The organism is Pseudomonas sp. SST3 (assembly GCF_003325755.1).
Window position 1 is genome coordinate 141,906 of the sequence record NZ_QORI02000008.1, and the last position, 15,327, is coordinate 157,232.

The 15,327-nt window shown below is 63.2% G+C and carries 10 protein-coding genes; 7 read left to right on the top strand and 3 right to left on the bottom strand.

All coding sequences use genetic code 11. The features are described from left to right. Positions 1 to 508 precede the first annotated feature (508 nt). A complete protein-coding gene (locus tag DQ405_RS10440) occupies positions 509 to 1,231 on the top strand; it encodes a response regulator (RefSeq protein WP_168424160.1) in 723 nt (240 codons plus the stop codon). Next, on the top strand, positions 1,228 to 2,829 hold the full coding sequence (locus DQ405_RS10445) for an ATP-binding protein (RefSeq protein WP_168424161.1): 1,602 nt from the start codon (positions 1,228 to 1,230) through the stop codon (positions 2,827 to 2,829). The genes DQ405_RS10440 and DQ405_RS10445 overlap by 4 nt, the downstream gene beginning before the upstream one ends. A gap of 110 nt (positions 2,830 to 2,939) precedes the next feature. On the opposite strand, the gene DQ405_RS10450 is transcribed toward DQ405_RS10445, so the two are convergent. Both DQ405_RS10450 and DQ405_RS10455 read right to left on the bottom strand, forming a co-directional pair. Further along, a complete protein-coding gene (locus DQ405_RS10450) occupies positions 2,940 to 3,695 on the bottom strand; it encodes a 4'-phosphopantetheinyl transferase family protein (protein WP_168424162.1) in 756 nt (251 codons plus the stop codon). Between the two features lie 182 nt (positions 3,696 to 3,877). Next, positions 3,878 to 4,780 carry an HTH-type transcriptional regulator ArgP gene (locus DQ405_RS10455; RefSeq protein ID WP_168424163.1) on the bottom strand — a complete coding sequence of 301 codons (903 nt, stop codon included), beginning with the start codon at positions 4,778 to 4,780 and terminating at the stop codon, positions 3,878 to 3,880. A gap of 123 nt (positions 4,781 to 4,903) precedes the next feature. Here DQ405_RS10455 and DQ405_RS10460 point away from each other — a divergent pair, with 123 nt between their 5' ends. Continuing rightward, positions 4,904 to 5,530 (top strand): TRIC cation channel family protein, encoded by a 627-nt coding sequence (locus tag DQ405_RS10460; protein WP_168424164.1) that lies wholly within the window; start codon positions 4,904 to 4,906, stop codon positions 5,528 to 5,530. Between the two features lie 130 nt (positions 5,531 to 5,660). Then, the gene (locus DQ405_RS10465; protein ID WP_168424165.1) at positions 5,661 to 8,414 is read left to right on the top strand and encodes a response regulator; all 2,754 of its coding nucleotides are present in this window, start codon (positions 5,661 to 5,663) and stop codon (positions 8,412 to 8,414) included. Positions 8,415 to 8,484: 70 nt separating this feature from the next. Here DQ405_RS10465 and ggt read toward each other — a convergent pair whose 3' ends face one another. After that, on the bottom strand, positions 8,485 to 10,275 hold the full coding sequence (gene ggt / locus DQ405_RS10470; RefSeq protein WP_168424166.1) for a gamma-glutamyltransferase: 1,791 nt from the start codon (positions 10,273 to 10,275) through the stop codon (positions 8,485 to 8,487). A 218-nt stretch (positions 10,276 to 10,493) separates the two neighbouring features. Between ggt and cysM the strand changes: the two genes are divergently transcribed. From cysM to relA, 3 genes are all read left to right on the top strand, one after another. After that, a complete protein-coding gene (gene cysM / locus DQ405_RS10475) occupies positions 10,494 to 11,396 on the top strand; it encodes a cysteine synthase CysM (protein WP_168424167.1) in 903 nt (300 codons plus the stop codon). A 30-nt stretch (positions 11,397 to 11,426) separates the two neighbouring features. Further along, positions 11,427 to 12,782, top strand: coding sequence for a 23S rRNA (uracil(1939)-C(5))-methyltransferase RlmD (gene rlmD / locus DQ405_RS10480; RefSeq protein ID WP_168424168.1), 1,356 nt, complete (start codon positions 11,427 to 11,429; stop codon positions 12,780 to 12,782). Positions 12,783 to 12,881: 99 nt separating this feature from the next. After that, on the top strand, positions 12,882 to 15,128 hold the full coding sequence (gene relA / locus DQ405_RS10485) for a GTP diphosphokinase (RefSeq protein WP_168424169.1): 2,247 nt from the start codon (positions 12,882 to 12,884) through the stop codon (positions 15,126 to 15,128). Positions 15,129 to 15,327: the final 199 nt, after the last annotated feature.

Genomic DNA, 15,327 nt, shown 5'->3' on the forward strand with positions numbered 1-15,327 from the left:
CGTACTCATCGGCTCCACCATTGCTGGACTTGAGCGAAATCAACGTCGGGCTAGGCAAGCCTGGGGCTTGCGGGGGTAGATTTTCTGCACCCAAGGGGTGTTGGCCGGCAAAAGAACAAGGCAAAACTTTTTTGCTTGCTTTTTTCGGCGTTTGTGTCTGCTGGGCTGTTTGCACCCTACATATAGGGTTGAAACGGCCAGGAGCGACACGATAGTGGCGCCTCAGAGCTAAAGCAAGGCGCCCAGGATGAACAACCTGTGGATAACATGTGGGCGATTTGTGGGCGAAGGGCCGTTTCCGGAGGCGAGACCGCAGTGGCAAAGGGCTGCACCGCAACCCGACGAACTACCGAGTATTTTCAAGGATTTGCAGCGCGATTTCGGTACGGCCCTTAACACTATATGTTGTGTTTTTTGCAAGTCCTTTCGAGGGGCTCGTCTGGCGGGTTTGCTTGAGTACAATGACCCGCCCCTCGACGGGCGTGGCGGTGCTGTTGCGGAGGCGCAAATGGATCAAGAGGCTTGGCGAATTCTCATCGTCGAAGATGATCAGCGGTTGGCCGAGCTGACCCGGGAATATCTCGAAAGCAATGGCTTGCAGGTAACGATCGAAGCGGACGGTGCTCAGGCAGCCGAGCGGATCATCAATGAGCGACCCGATCTGGTCGTACTCGATCTGATGCTGCCAGGCGAGGACGGCCTGTCCATCTGCCGCAAGGTGCGAGACCGCTATGACGGGCCGATCCTGATGCTGACCGCCCGCGCCGACGATCTCGATCAGGTGCTCGGCCTGGAAATCGGCGCAGACGATTACGTTTGCAAGCCGGTGCGGCCGCGGCTGTTGCTGGCGCGCATTCGGGCGCTGCTGCGCCGGCGCGAAGGAGCGGAGACGCCCACGGCAACGAGCAGCAAACGGTTGCAATACGGCCCGCTGGTGGTCGACAGCGCGCTGCGCGAGGCCTGGCTGCGAGGCGAGGGCATTGAGCTGACCGGGGCGGAGTTCGATTTGCTGTGGTTGTTGACCTCCAATCCCGGGCGCATCATGTCCCGCGAACATATCTTCACCGAGCTGCGTGGGATCGAATACGACGGCCAGGATCGCTCGATCGACGTGCGTATTTCACGTATCCGTCCGAAGATCGGCGACGATCCGGATCATCCCCGATTGATCAAGACGGTGCGCGGCAAGGGCTATCTGTTCGTATCCGAAGCGGCTGAAGCGCTGCAGTGAATTCAATCTTCCTGCGCATCTACGGCGGCATGCTCGCCGTGTTGGTGCTGGTCGGGCTGCTGGGCGCCGGCGGTCTGCATCTACTCAACGAGGTGCGTGCCGACCGGCACCGCGAGGCGCTCGCTGGCGGCACCTTTCGCCTGATGGCGCACAACATGAGCAGCATGACGCCGATCGAGCGGCGCCAGGCAGCCAATCTCTGGGGGCGTTTGCTGGGCATACCGCTGCGGGTCCGTACGCTGGGAGACCTCAGCCTGGAAAGCCGATTGGAGACCCGGCTGCTGCATGGGCAGGTGCTGGTGGAGCAAATGCGTCCGCACAGCGTTACGGTGTTCTCCCTGGTCAGCGCCGAGGACCGTCTGGTGCTGACCGGCGAGGTCGAACAGCTCAGTGAGCAACTGGCGCGCGCGACCATCTATCTGCTGATCGACGAGCTGATCCGCTATCCCGAAGATGAACAACCCCAGCGCCTGGCTGAACTCAAGGAGGTGCGCGGTTTCGGTTATCCACTGGAACTGCTGACCCGTAACAGTGCCAGCCTCGATGACGATCAGCGCCGACGGCTGGATGAAGGCGACACGGTGATGGCGCTGGTCGGTGGTGGCGAGGCCATTCGGGTATTCGCGGCGATCGCCGGGACGCCCTGGATCATGTCCATGGGGCCGCTGTACCAGTTAAATCCCTATCCGCCGCAATTGCTGGTGCTGATCGGCGTGCTCGGCCTGTCGCTGATCGGGCTGATGGTCTACCTGCTGGTGCGTCACCTGGAGCGACGTGTGCGTGAGGTAGAAAGCGCCGCCACGCGTATCGCCGGTGGGCATCTGGAAGCTCGCGTGCCGGATGCCGGCACGGATTCGGTCGGGCGGCTGGCGAAGGCATTCAATGGCATGGCCAGCCACCTGCAGCGCCTACTGGCGGTCCAGCGGGAAATGGTCAGTGCGGTGGCTCATGAGCTGCGCACGCCGGTCGCGCGGTTGCGCTTCGGGCTGGAAATGGCCGGTTCGGCGCAAACGCCGGAGGCGCGAACCCGGTACCTCGACGATATGGACGGCGACATCGACGACCTGGATCGTCTGGTGGACGAGATGCTGGTGTACACGCGTCTTGAGCGCGGTTCGCCGGAACTGACCTTTCAGAGGGTCGACCTCCGTGCGCTGGTGGATCAGGTCATTGGTGAGCTGGCACCCCTGCGGCCAGACGTACGGGTAGAGCGCGGGCCCTGCGTGACGTTCGATGACGGCGGCAGCCTTGTCGAGGCCGAACCGCACTATCTTCGCCGTGCCTTGAGCAATCTGGTGACCAACGCCATGCGCCATGCTGAAACGCGGGTACAGGTGAGCTTCACTATTGATAACGAACGGGCGCAGCTTGCCGTCGACGATGATGGCCCGGGCGTGCCAGAGGAGGCGTGGGAGAAGGTCTTCGCGCCGTTCCTGCGCCTGGACGACAGCCGCACCCGCGCCTCTGGCGGGCATGGCCTCGGGCTGTCCATTGTCCGGCGGATCACCTACTGGCACGGCGGCCGCTCGCAGATCGGCCACAGCGAACTGGGCGGCGCTCGCTTCAGCCTGGTCTGGCCGCGCAAACAGTCGGGATAGTTCTGAGGCATCGGTGCGAATCGATTCATCGAGACTGCAAAGAACGACATGCGGATGATGGGTTGCACCGATTGGCGTCGATGTCCTGCCGGGTGGGTCGTCATCAGCCGTCAAGCCGGGGGCGAGGGTTTTCGACGATGTTCGCGTTCTGAGGCGGCCGGAATGCTGACCAGACTGAGCAGGTAATCGTCGAACTGCACGAACTGGCCTTCCAGTTCTGCGCCGGTTCTCCATTCTTCCGAGAGGTCATTGAGCAGGCGCAGACGCGCGTTGCCGTCTGTGTCGTGGTGGGTCAGTTCGGCCTCCTGAAAATAGAAGCGCGTCTTCACCAGCGGATAGAGCGCCTTGAACAGGCTTTCCTTGATCGAAAACGTCAGCGTCACCCGCATTGCCCGCTGCGCGTCATCGAGCCCGGCATAGCCTTCCAGCTCCCGCGGCGTGAGAATCTCAGCGGCCAGCCGGTCGGCCCGAGCGACGGGCAGCATCTTCTCTACATCGAGGCCAAGTCCGCGCCACTGATCGCTCCGTGCCACGACCACCGCGGCCCAGCCGGCGCCGTGGGTAATCGAGCCGACTATTCCGGACGGCCAGCAGGGCGAGCGGTCTTCCGCGGTCGTCGGAATGCCCGGCACGCCGGTAACCCTGCGCAGGGCTTCGTAGGCGCAGATGCGTCCGGCGAGAAATTCGGTCTGGCGCTTGCTCACCGCCCTCATGGCAGGAATGCCCCAGCGGTCGAAATCCTCCGGGTCGAGCAGGTCCGGTTCGAAGCGAGTGCTGATCAACTGCACACCCGACAAGGCAAGCGGCAGCGGCCAGTGATCCCGCAGTGGCGTGCAGCAGGCGGGATGTGGGGGATGGGAATTCATGGCGCTAGTGTGCCTCACTACCGGGCCCTGTGCAGTTCCGGAAATGCACTTCCCGTTGCATGGATCTCTTCGCGAGCAAGTTCGCTCCTACGCTGCCGAGGTTAGCGCCTGACCGTTTTGTAGGCACGAGCTTGCTCGCGAACCAGGGGCGCGCTGGCGGGGTGATCAACCGGCCTCGTGCACTACGTCCCCTCAGGCCGGGCGAGAATTTTCGGTGCGGCCTCGACGATCTGCCGCGACAGGTTTTCCATCCGTGGCGATTGCACCTTCCAGGTATGCCAATACAGCGAAATATCCAGCGGTGTGTCCGCGGCCAGATCGACCACCTCACCCTGATTCAGCGCATTGTGCAGCAGCAGCTCCGGCACCATGCCATAGCCCAATCCACAGCGAATCGCATTGAAACGTGGCTCTGAGCCTGGCACGTAATGGCAGGGATAGGCGCCTTCCGGCAGGCCCAGCTGGCGCAGCAGGAACGACGAGGTGAGACGGTCCTTGCGCGTGTAGGCGACTACCGGCGCCTTGCGCGCGGCATTGCGGGTCAGGCCATTGGCGAAGTGCTGCTGGCGAAACGCGGCGGATGCCACCAGGCGATAACGCATGCTGCCCAGTGGTTTGGCCGTACAACCACGCATGGGCTTGGGTTCGGTGCTGATGCAGCCGATCGCCAGGCCGGTTTCCAGCAGGCTGTAGGTATGGTCCTGGTCCTCGATGGTGAGATCCAGCAGCACCCGCTCGCGGATCAGCACGTCGGCCAGCGCCGGAAAGAACCAGGTGCCCAGGCTGTCGGCGTTAAGCGCGGCGACCACCACCAGCGGCGCATCGCTGCGCTCGGCGAGGTCCGCCATCAGGTCGGCTTCCAGCAAAGTGGCACGCTTGAGGTACTGCAACAACCGCTGGCCGGTCTCGGTTGGCCGGCACGGCCGGCTACGCACCACCAGCGCATTGCCCAGAGCACTTTCCAAGGCACGCACCCGTTGGGAAATCGCCGGTGGGGTCAAATGCAGGCGCAGGGCCGCCTGCTCGAAGCTGCCGGTATTGATGACAGCGCGGAAGGCTTCGGTCTGCTTCGGATCGAGATTCAAGTGGCTTCTTCCAGCTTAAGAAAATGTTTGTATAGCCTAAATTTACTTAGCTGAGTCGATTAAACCCGGGTCGGGCCCATAATGGCGCACCTTTCACTGTTATGCCCCGTTTGGAGTCTCGCTGTGACGCTGCTGCACATCATCTATCTGATCGCCATCACGGCCGAAGCCATGTCCGGCGCCATCATGGGCATGCGTCGTGGCATGGACCTGTTCGGTATCTGCCTGCTGGGCACCGTCACCGCGCTGGGCGGCGGCACGGCGCGCGATGTCCTGCTGGGGCATTACCCGATTGGCTGGATCGCCAACCCCGAATACCTCGGCTTTACGGTCGGCGCGGCGATTGTCACCGCCATGGTCGCGCGCCACATGCACCACCTGCGCCAGGTATTTTTGCTGGTCGATGGCCTGGGTCTGGTGGCCTTCACGGTGATCGGTTGCGGCGTGGCGATGGAGATGGGCGCGCACCCCACGATCGTCGTGCTGGCCGGCTTGATTACCGGCATATTCGGCGGACTGCTGCGCGACATCCTCTGCAATGAGGTACCAATGGTGCTGCAGCGCGAGCTGTATGCGACCGTGGCGCTGTTTACCGGCGTGCTTTACGTCGGCCTGTTGTGGCTGGGCGTCAGCAACTCCATCGCCTCGCTTGCCACGCTCTGTGCCGGCTTCCTGTTCCGCGTGCTGGCGATGACGTTCCAGTGGAGGCTTCCGCATTTTCAAGGGCGCGACATCCGCGGTCTGGACTGAGCGACAGCGACCCGCCCCAGGCGACAGGGGCGGATGGATCTCTCACGGTTGTCACTCGGCCGCTCTGGCAGGCAGATTCCCGCTCGGGGAGCCGCTACACTAGCGCTCTGGCCACCAGGGGAATGGATCCGTGCTGAAAGATCTAGGAATAAAGAGTCGCGTACTGGTGCTGATATTGCTGCCCAGCACGGTGCTGGCCGTGGCGCTCGGCATCTACTTCACCTGGATGCAGCTGTCGGAGATGCGCCACCAGCTGGACGAGCGCGGCAAGCTGGTCGCCGAACAGCTTGCGCCACTGGCGGCGCCGGCCATGGCGCAGGGTTATGGCAAGCGCCTGCAGCGAATCCTCAATCAGGTGCTGGACCAGCCCGATGTGCGCGCGGTGTCTATCCTCGATACCGAGCGCAACATGCTGGCCCATGCCGGGCCGAACATGATCACCCCCTCGCCGCCGACCGACCCGGAGGCGCTGACCCAGGTCAGTAGCGTCGACACCACGCGCATCCTCTTGCCGGTACTCGGCAAACACCTGAATCTTGCCGCGGACGATCCGGAAGACGACCTCCGCCAGATTGGTTGGCTGGAGCTGGAACTCTCGCACCAGGGCACCTTGCTGCGCGGTTACCGCAGCCTGTTCACCAGCCTGCTGCTGATCGGCGCCGGGCTGATCATCACCGCGCTGCTGGCGCTGCGTATGAGCACGGCGATCAGCAAGCCGCTGCACAAGGTCAAGGTCGCTGTGGCGCAGCTCAAGGACGGCTATCTGGAAACCCGGCTGCCGCCGCTCGGCAGCCACGAGATGGATGAGGTTGCAGCGGGTATCAACCGCATGGCCGAGGCCCTGCTCAGCGCTCGCGAAGAACTGCAGCAAAGTATCGACCAGGCCACTGAAGACGTTCAGCAGAACCTGGAGACCATCGAGATCCAGAACATCGAACTGGACCTGGCGCGCAAGGAGGCGCTGGAAGCCAGCCGGATCAAATCCGAATTCCTCGCCAACATGAGCCACGAAATTCGCACCCCGCTCAACGGCATCCTCGGCTTCACCCATCTGCTGCAGAAGAGCGACCTCACGCCGCGACAGCAGGATTATCTGTCGACCATCGAGAAGTCCGCCGACAGCCTGCTGGGGATCATCAACGAGATTCTCGACTTCTCGAAGATCGAGGCCGGCAAGCTGGTGCTCGACAGCATTCCGTTCAACCTGCGCGACCTGATCGAGGACACGCTGACCATCCTCGGCCCGGCGGCACATTCAAAGCATCTGGAGCTGGTCAGCCTGGTCTATCGCGACACGCCGCTGTCGCTGGTGGGCGATCCGTTGCGGCTCAAGCAAGTGCTGACCAACCTGGTCAGCAACGCCATCAAGTTCACCAACGAAGGGACCGTCGTCGTTCGCGCCATGGTCGAGGACGAACGCTCCGATCGCGCGCAGCTGCGCATCAGCGTGCAGGACACCGGGATCGGCCTGACCGATCAGGATCTGCGCGCGCTGTTCCAGGCCTTCAGCCAGGCGGATAACTCGCTGTCGCGTCAACCCGGCGGCACCGGGCTCGGGTTGGTGATTTCCAAGCGTCTGATCGAACAGATGGGCGGGGAAATCGGGGTCGACAGCATTCCGGAGGAGGGCTCCGAATTCTGGATCAGCCTGAGCCTGCCCAAGGCTCGCGACGATATCGAGGACCTGCCTCGCGCGGCGCTGCTGCAACGCAGGGTCGGCTTGCTCGAACAGCATCCGCTGGCGCGTCAGGCCTTGCAGCATCAGCTGGAAAGCTGCGGTCTGAACGTGCTGCCCTTCGATACTCTGGATCAGCTGCAGGAGGCGGTTGCGACGGCACAGTCAACCGACACGCCAATCGAAATCGCCGTGCTCGGCGTGACCCACCGCGAAATCGCACCCCAGCAACTCTGCCAACGGCTATGGGAATTTGAGGCGCTGGGCTGCAAATGCATCGTGCTCTGCCCAACCAGCGAGCAGGCGCAGTACCACGAAGCCCTGCCCGAGTCGCACACGCATACCCAGTTGCAGAGCAAGCCAGCCTGCACCCGCAAGCTGCAGCGGGTCTTGCTCGATCTGCTGCGTCCGCCACAGGCGCTGGCCGAGAACATCGTCATGCCCGAGACGCGGCCGCCTCGCGTGCTCTGCGTCGACGACAATCCGGCCAACCTGTTGCTGCTCGAAACCCTGCTGACCGACATGGGCGGCGAAGCCGAGGCGGTAAGCAGTGGCAGGGAAGCGCTTGAGGTGGTCAAGCGCAAGCCTTTCGACCTGGTGTTCATGGACGTGCAGATGCCTGGCATGGACGGGCGTCAGACCACCGAAGCGATTCGTCGCTGGGAGGATGACAGCGGCCAGCCACCGATGCCGATCATCGCGCTCACGGCACATGCGCTGTCCAACGAAAAGCGTTCGCTGTTGCAGAGTGGTCTGGACGATTACCTGACCAAGCCGATCAGCGAGCGGCAATTGGCGCAAGTGATTTTGAAGTGGACTGGCCTGCCGCTGTCGCGCAGCTTCCTCGCCGCACCAGCCGATGTGCTGCTGCCGGACAATAACCTCAAGGTACTGGACGCCGAAGAGGGCCTGCGCCTGGCGGCAGGCAAGGCCGATCTGGCGGCGGACATGATGAGCATGTTGCTGGCGTCGCTGGAGGACGACCGTCAGGCCATTCGCGAGGCGCGTCTGATAAACGATCGTCAGGCGATGATCGACCGGGTGCACCGTTTGCACGGCGCCACCCGCTACTGCGGTGTTCCGCAATTGCGGGCGGCCTGCGAGCGCAGCGAAACACTACTGAAACAGAACCACCCGAGCGCGGCCCAGGCGATGGATGAGCTCGACAGCGCTATCGAGCGCCTGGAGGTCGAGGCCCGAGTCGTCTAGGCCTTGGCGTTCGCTTGAATCCATTCGCCCCGCGGCGAATGGTGGCCGCAGGCCTGTCCGGCGGTCTGGTTCAGTCGCCCATCACCACGCCTTCCCGACGCGGGTCGGCTCCGCCGAACCAGCCGCTGTCGGTGCGCTGGATGGCTTGCAGGCCGCTGGTCATCTCCGTCTCGTTGACCTGATGGCCTCGCGCTTTCAATGACTCCACGGTGCTAGCTGGAAAACGCCCGGCTTCGAGGACGGTCGGGCCATTGAAGCTGCCGAAGTTCGGCAGATCGATCGCCTTTTGCGCATTCAGGCCCCAGCCATACATGCCCAGCAGCGTCTTCGCCGTGAAGTGAATGATCGCCGCACCGCCGGGCGAGCCGACGCTGGCAAGCAGCCGGTTGCCGGCGGCGTCGAATACCAGCGTCGGGCTCATGCTCGAACGGGGTCGTTTGTTCGGCTCGACGCGATTGGCAACCGGCCGGCCCTGAGCGTCACGCGGCTCGAAAGCGAAATCGGTGAGTTCGTTATTCAGCAGATAACCGCCGGGCAAGCCGGTTCCGCCGTCATTGAGCAGGCGTGAGCCGAACGCCTGTTCGATGGTGGTGGTCATTGCCAGGGCATTGCCTTGATCGTCGACGATGCTGATGTGGCTGGTGCCGTATTCCGGTTGCGCAGGCTGGGAAGCGAAGGCGATGGGCATCGTTCCAGGCTCGCCCGGTTCGGCGGTGCCCATGCTGCGCGGCCCGATCAGCCCGGCGCGCTGCTTGAGGTAGTTGGGGGCGAGCATGCTGTTCCATGTGCGCCCCGGTACCGGGACGAAATCCGGGTCGGCCAGGTACTTGGCACGGTCTGCATAGGCCAAGCGCGACGCTTCGGTATAGCGGTGCAGGAACTCTGCCGATGGCACACCCTGATCCAGTGCCGGTAACGGCGACAGCTGCTCGAGAATCCCGAGAATCTGCATCTGGGTGATATGCCCGGAGGACGGCGGAGGAAAGCCGCACACCTGATAGCGCTGCTGCCAGAGGTTACAGAGCGGATCACGCTGGCGCGGTTCATAGACCTCCAGATCGCTGAGCGTGATGGTCCCGCGGTTGTGGTGTTCGCTCACCTGCCGGACCAGCGCCTGGGCGTTAACGCCGCGATAGAAGGCGTCGCTGCCTTGCTCGGCAATGTTGCGTAGCAGCTCGGCGAGCGCGGGGTTGCGCAAACGATGGCCCACCGGCCAGGGCGAGCCGTCCGGTTGGTAATAGAAGGCCGCTGCCGGCGGGTTGTCGCGAAGCGCCGGGTCGCTCTTGAGTAATCCATGCAGGCGCGGGCTGATCTCGAAGCCGTCCTCGGCGAGCCGGATAGCCGGCTGCAGCAATTCTCGCCAGGGCAGCTCGCCGTATTGTTGGTGCGCCTGTTCGAGCATTTTTACCGTGCCGGGGACCCCCACTGAGCGGCCACCGACGACTGCCTCCTGGAAAGCCATGGGCGTGCCGTCGGCTTTTATGAACAGGTTTTCGTCGACTGCGGCCGGGGCCGTCTCGCGCCCGTCCAACGCGGTCACCTGTTCGCCATCCCAATGCAGCAGAAAGGCGCCGCCGCCGAGACCGCTGGATTGCGGTTCGACCAGCGTCAATACCATCTGCACGGCAACAGCCGCGTCCATTGCGCTGCCGCCGGCCTTGAGAATTTTGTAGCCCGCCTCGGTGGCCAGCGGATTGGCGGCGGCCACGGCAAAGTGTTCGGCGGCCCAGCCGGCTTTGGGGGTATAGCCGCTAGAGCCTTCCGGCGCAGGTGGCGTCTGGCTAGGGGAGTCCGACGTGGTGCAGGCGGTCAGACTGGCGAAGAGAAAGGTAAAGACCAGTGCAGCAGGACCGGCGGGCATAAGGGTTTCCTTGTGGAAGAGTGGATAGAAGTGCTGCTTATAGAGCTAGACCACTGACAACTATCTGCCAAGCCTGATCGCTGCGTTTGATACGAGATAGCGCCGATTGCAGCGGCTCAGGAGTGCTACAGCTGCGACGAAGGCTAAGCGGTCTGCCCGTGTCCGGTCGTTGCCGGTATCATGTGCGCCTTCCAAATGCCGCTCGGTTCATCGACGCCATGACAATTCAGTACCCGACCATTGCCGATTGCGTCGGCAACACGCCCCTGGTTCGCCTGCAGCGTCTGCCTGGCGAAACCAGCAACACCATTCTGGTTAAACTCGAAGGCAACAATCCCGCGGGTTCGGTGAAGGATCGCCCGGCATTGTCGATGATTGCGCGTGCAGAGGCGCGCGGGGACATCAAACCCGGCGATACCCTGATCGAAGCCACTTCCGGCAATACCGGCATTGCCTTGGCCATGGCCGCGGCAATCAAGGGCTACAAGTTCATCCTGATCATGCCGGACAACTCCAGCGCCGAGCGCAAGGCAGCGATGACCGCCTACGGCGCCGAGCTTGTTCTGGTGAGCAAGGAAGAGGGCATGGAAGGCGCCCGTGACCTGGCGGTGAAGATGGCAGCCGAAGGCCGCGGCAAGGTCCTCGATCAGTTCGCCAATGGCGACAACCCCGAAGCGCATTACAGCAGCACCGGCCCCGAGCTGTGGCGGCAGACCGGCGGCAGCATCACTCACTTCGTCAGTTCCATGGGCACCACCGGCACCATCATGGGCGTGTCGCGCTACCTGAAGGAGCAGAACCCGGCGATCCAGATCATCGGCCTGCAACCCATGGAGGGCGCGGCGATCCCTGGAATTCGTCGTTGGCCGCAGGAGTACCTGCCGAAGATCTACCAGGCCGAGCGTGTCGATCGCATCGTCGACATGGCCCAAGCCGAGGCCGAACACGTCATGCGCCGTCTGGCGCGCGAAGAAGGCATCTTCTGCGGCGTGTCATCAGGCGGTGCGGTTGCCGCTGCGCTGCGGCTATCGCAGGAAGTCGAGAACGCGGTGATCGTCGCGATCATTTGCGACCGTGGTGATCGCTACCTGTCGACGGGCGTGTATGACCAGCCCAACTGACCAGGCGATACGCGAAGGCGGTAGCTGCTGATGGCCAAACGCAGCGGCGGTTTGCGCTTCCAGCCCAGCGGTGGCGAGAAAAAGCCTCAGATTCCGACCGGCAAGAAGCAACGTCTCAGCATCGAGCGCCTGGCCAACGACGGTCGTGGTATCGCCTTCGTTGATGGACGTACCTGGTTCGTCGACGGCGCCTTGCCGGGCGAAGAGGTCGAGGCGCGGGTTATGGGCGCGCGCAGTCAGATCGTCGAGGCGCGCAGTGAGCGGGTGTTGGCCGCCAGCGCGCAGCGCCGCATGGAGCCTTGTCCGCATGCGCGCGTTTGCGGCGGCTGCAACCTGCAGCACCTTTCGGCTGCCGATCAGTTGGCGCTAAAACAGCGCAGCCTCGCCGAGCAGTTGTCGCGGCTGGCGGGTATCGAACCACAGGTCTGGGCGCCGCCGTTGAGCGGGCCCGAGTTCGGCTATCGCCGCCGCGCCAGGTTGGCGGTGCGCTGGGATAACAAGGCGCGGCGGCTGGACGTAGGCTTCCGCGCCGGCGCCAGCCAGGACATCGTTTCGATCCGTGAATGCCATGTGCTGGTACAGCCCTTGCAAACGTTGTTGCCGGCTTTGCTGTCCGTATTGCATGCGCTGGACAAGCCGCAAGCGATCGGGCACGTGGAACTGTTCAGCGGCACAGCCGACGCGGTACTCGTGCGTCACACAGCCGCGTTGGCCGAGGCGGATCTGCAGCGGCTGACGGCCTTTGCCCAGGCGCAGGGCGTGCAGCTCTGGCTGCAGGGCGAAGGACCGCCGCAACCGCTGGATCCCGCCTATGCGCTGGGCTATCGCCTGCCGGCCTGGGATCTGGAGCTGGCGTGGCGGCCGGGTGATTTCATCCAGGTCAACGCCTCGGTGAACGAGGCGATGGTGGCGCAGGCGCTGGATTGGCTCGCACCAGAGGCGGGCGAGCGGGTACTGGACCTGTTCTGCGGCCTCGGCAATTTCGCGTTGCCGCTGGCACGTCAGGGGGCGACAGTCGTGGCGGTGGAGGGCGTTGATGAGATGGTTGAGCGGGCCCGCACCAATGCGGCGCATAACGGTCTGGTGAATGCGCACTTTTATCGGGCGGACCTGTCGAAGCCGCTGGCCGACGCGCAATGGGCCGACGGCGGCTTCGCGGCCGTGCTGCTGGACCCACCGCGTGACGGCGCGCTCGAACTGGTTCGGCAGATGGCGACTTTAGGCGCAAGGCGCGTGGTCTATGTTTCGTGCAATCCTGCAACGCTGGCACGTGATGCGGCTGAGTTGGCCCGCCAGGGGTATGAACTCAAGCGGGTCGGGGTGCTGGATATGTTTCCGCAAACGGCACACGTCGAGGCGATGGCTCTTTTCGAGCGGTTGGCTTAGCGGTTTTTTCTGACAGGCAGGCAGCCTGTGGTTCAACCGACCGACTCCCAGAAAGTCGGCGTATTCGACGCAGATCATGCGTAGAGGGAAGGTATATAGATGGTCCAGGTCAGAGCGCTTCAGCCGGTCAACACCGACGGCAGCATCAACCTCGATGGCTGGCTCGATCATGTGCTGGGGATGGACCCAGCACTCGACCGCGATGCACTCAAGCAGGCCTGCGAGTTCGCCCGAGCGGCGGAACAGCAGGCTAACGCGGTACAGAATCTGTGGAGCGAAGGCACCTCCAGTTACCAGACGGGCCTGGAGATCGCCGAGATACTCGCCGACCTCAAGCTCGATCAGGACAGCCTGGTCGCCGCGGTGATCTACCGAGGCGTGCGCGAAGGCAAGGTTCAGCTGGCAGAAGTGCACCAGCAGTTCGGGCCGGTGGTGGCCAAGCTGATCGAAGGCGTACTGCGCATGGCCGCCATCAGCGCCAGTCTCAACCCGCGAGAATCACTGGTGCTGGGCACCCAGACTCAGGTGGAAAACTTGCGCAGGATGCTCGTGGCCATGGTCGACGACGTGCGCGTCGCGCTGATCAAGCTGGCCGAGCGCACCTGCGCGATCCGCGCGGTGAAAAATGCCGACGACGACAAGCGTCACCGCGTCGCCCGCGAAGTCTTCGATATCTATGCACCGCTGGCTCATCGCCTGGGCATCGGTCATATCAAGTGGGAGCTGGAGGATCTGTCCTTCCGCTATCTCGAACCCGAGCAGTACAAGCAGATCGCCCAGCTGCTGCATGAGCGCCGGCTGGATCGCGAGCAGTACATCCAGAGCGTGGTTCAGCAACTCAGGGATGAACTGACCGCCACCGGCATCCATCCGGAAATCGATGGTCGCGCTAAACACATCTATTCGATCTGGCGGAAGATGCAGAAAAAGGGCCTGCAGTTCAGCCAGATCTATGACGTTCGCGCCGTGCGCGTGCTGGTGCCGGAAGTCCGCGACTGCTACACCGCCCTGGGTATCGTGCATACCCTGTGGCGACACATTCCAAAGGAGTTCGACGACTATATCGCCAACCCCAAGGAGAATGGCTACCGCTCGCTGCATACCGCCGTGCTCGGCCCGGAGGGCAAGGTGCTGGAAGTGCAAATCCGCACCCAGGCCATGCACGAGGAAGCCGAACTGGGCGTCTGTGCGCACTGGCGGTACAAGGGCACCGACGTCAACTCCGGCTCCAATCACTACGAAGAGAAAATTTCCTGGTTGCGTCAGGTGCTCGAATGGCACGAGGAACTGGGTGATATCGGCGGCCTCGCCGATCAGCTGCGAGTGGATATCGAGCCGGACCGGGTCTATGTGTTCACCCCGGATGGCCATGCGATCGACCTGCCCAAAGGTGCGACGCCGCTGGATTTCGCTTACCGCGTGCACACCGAGATCGGCCATAACTGCCGTGGCGCCAAGATCAACGGGCGCATCGTACCGCTGACCTACAGCCTGCAAACCGGCGAGCAGGTCGAAATCATTACCAGCAAGCATGGCTCGCCGAGTCGCGACTGGCTGAACCCCAACCTGGGCTACATCACCACCTCGCGCTCGCGGGCGAAGATCGTCCACTGGTTCAAATTGCAGGCTCGTGATCAGAACGTCGCGGCCGGCAAGGCGCTGCTCGAGCGCGAACTCGGACGCCTCGATCTGCCGCCGGTGGACTTCGACAAGCTGGCCGAAAAAGCCAACCTGAAGACTGCCGAGGACATGTTCGCCGCGCTGGGTGCCGGTGATCTGCGCCTGTCGCAGCTGGTCAACCATGCGCAGCAACTGGTGGAGCCGGATGGCCACGCCGCCGATCAGCTCGAACTGATTCCCCGTCGACCCACCAGCACCAAGCCGGGCAAGCGCGGCGATGTACAGATCCAGGGCGTCGGTAACCTGCTCACGCAGATGGCCGGCTGCTGCCAGCCGCTGCCGGGCGACCCCATCGTTGGCTATATCACGCTGGGTCGGGGTGTCAGTATTCATCGCCAGGACTGCGGCTCGGTACTGCAGCTCGCCGGGCGCGAGCCGGAGCGGATCATCCAGGTCAGCTGGGGCCCGATCCCGGAGAAAACCTATCCGGTCGATATCGTCATTCGTGCCTATGACCGTTCCGGCCTGCTGCGCGACGTCTCGCAGATTCTGCTCAACGAGCGAATCAACGTGCTCGCCGTCAACACCCGCTCGAACAAGGAGGACAGCACGGCCCAGATGACGCTGACCATCGAGATCCCAGGGCTGGACGCGCTGGGCCGACTGCTTAGCCGCATTTCGCAGCTGCCCAATATCATCCAGGCCAAGCGCCAACGCACCACCTGACCTGCTGCGCTCGGCCATATGGCGTTGCAAGCCTGCTGAAAAATGCTCATTGGCAACAGCCAACTCCGCTTTTTCAGCAGGCGTGCGCCTTGTCTGGCCTTCGCTCGCGACGGTCAGGCCAGTGTATGGTTAAAGCGATCCGCTCCAGGCTGCTGCGCTCGATCTGGCGTTGTTAAAGGCCTACCGAAAATGCTCATTG

Coding starts and splice junctions, on each gene's coding strand:
- relA (WP_168424169.1), top strand. CDS start 12,882: ATGGTCCAGGTCAGAGCGCTTCAGCCGGTCAACACCGACGGCAGCATC.
- DQ405_RS10440 (WP_168424160.1), top strand. CDS start 509: ATGGATCAAGAGGCTTGGCGAATTCTCATCGTCGAAGATGATCAGCGG.
- rlmD (WP_168424168.1), top strand. CDS start 11,427: ATGGCCAAACGCAGCGGCGGTTTGCGCTTCCAGCCCAGCGGTGGCGAG.
- cysM (WP_168424167.1), top strand. CDS start 10,494: ATGACAATTCAGTACCCGACCATTGCCGATTGCGTCGGCAACACGCCC.
- ggt (WP_168424166.1), bottom strand. CDS start 10,275: ATGCCCGCCGGTCCTGCTGCACTGGTCTTTACCTTTCTCTTCGCCAGT.
- DQ405_RS10450 (WP_168424162.1), bottom strand. CDS start 3,695: ATGAATTCCCATCCCCCACATCCCGCCTGCTGCACGCCACTGCGGGAT.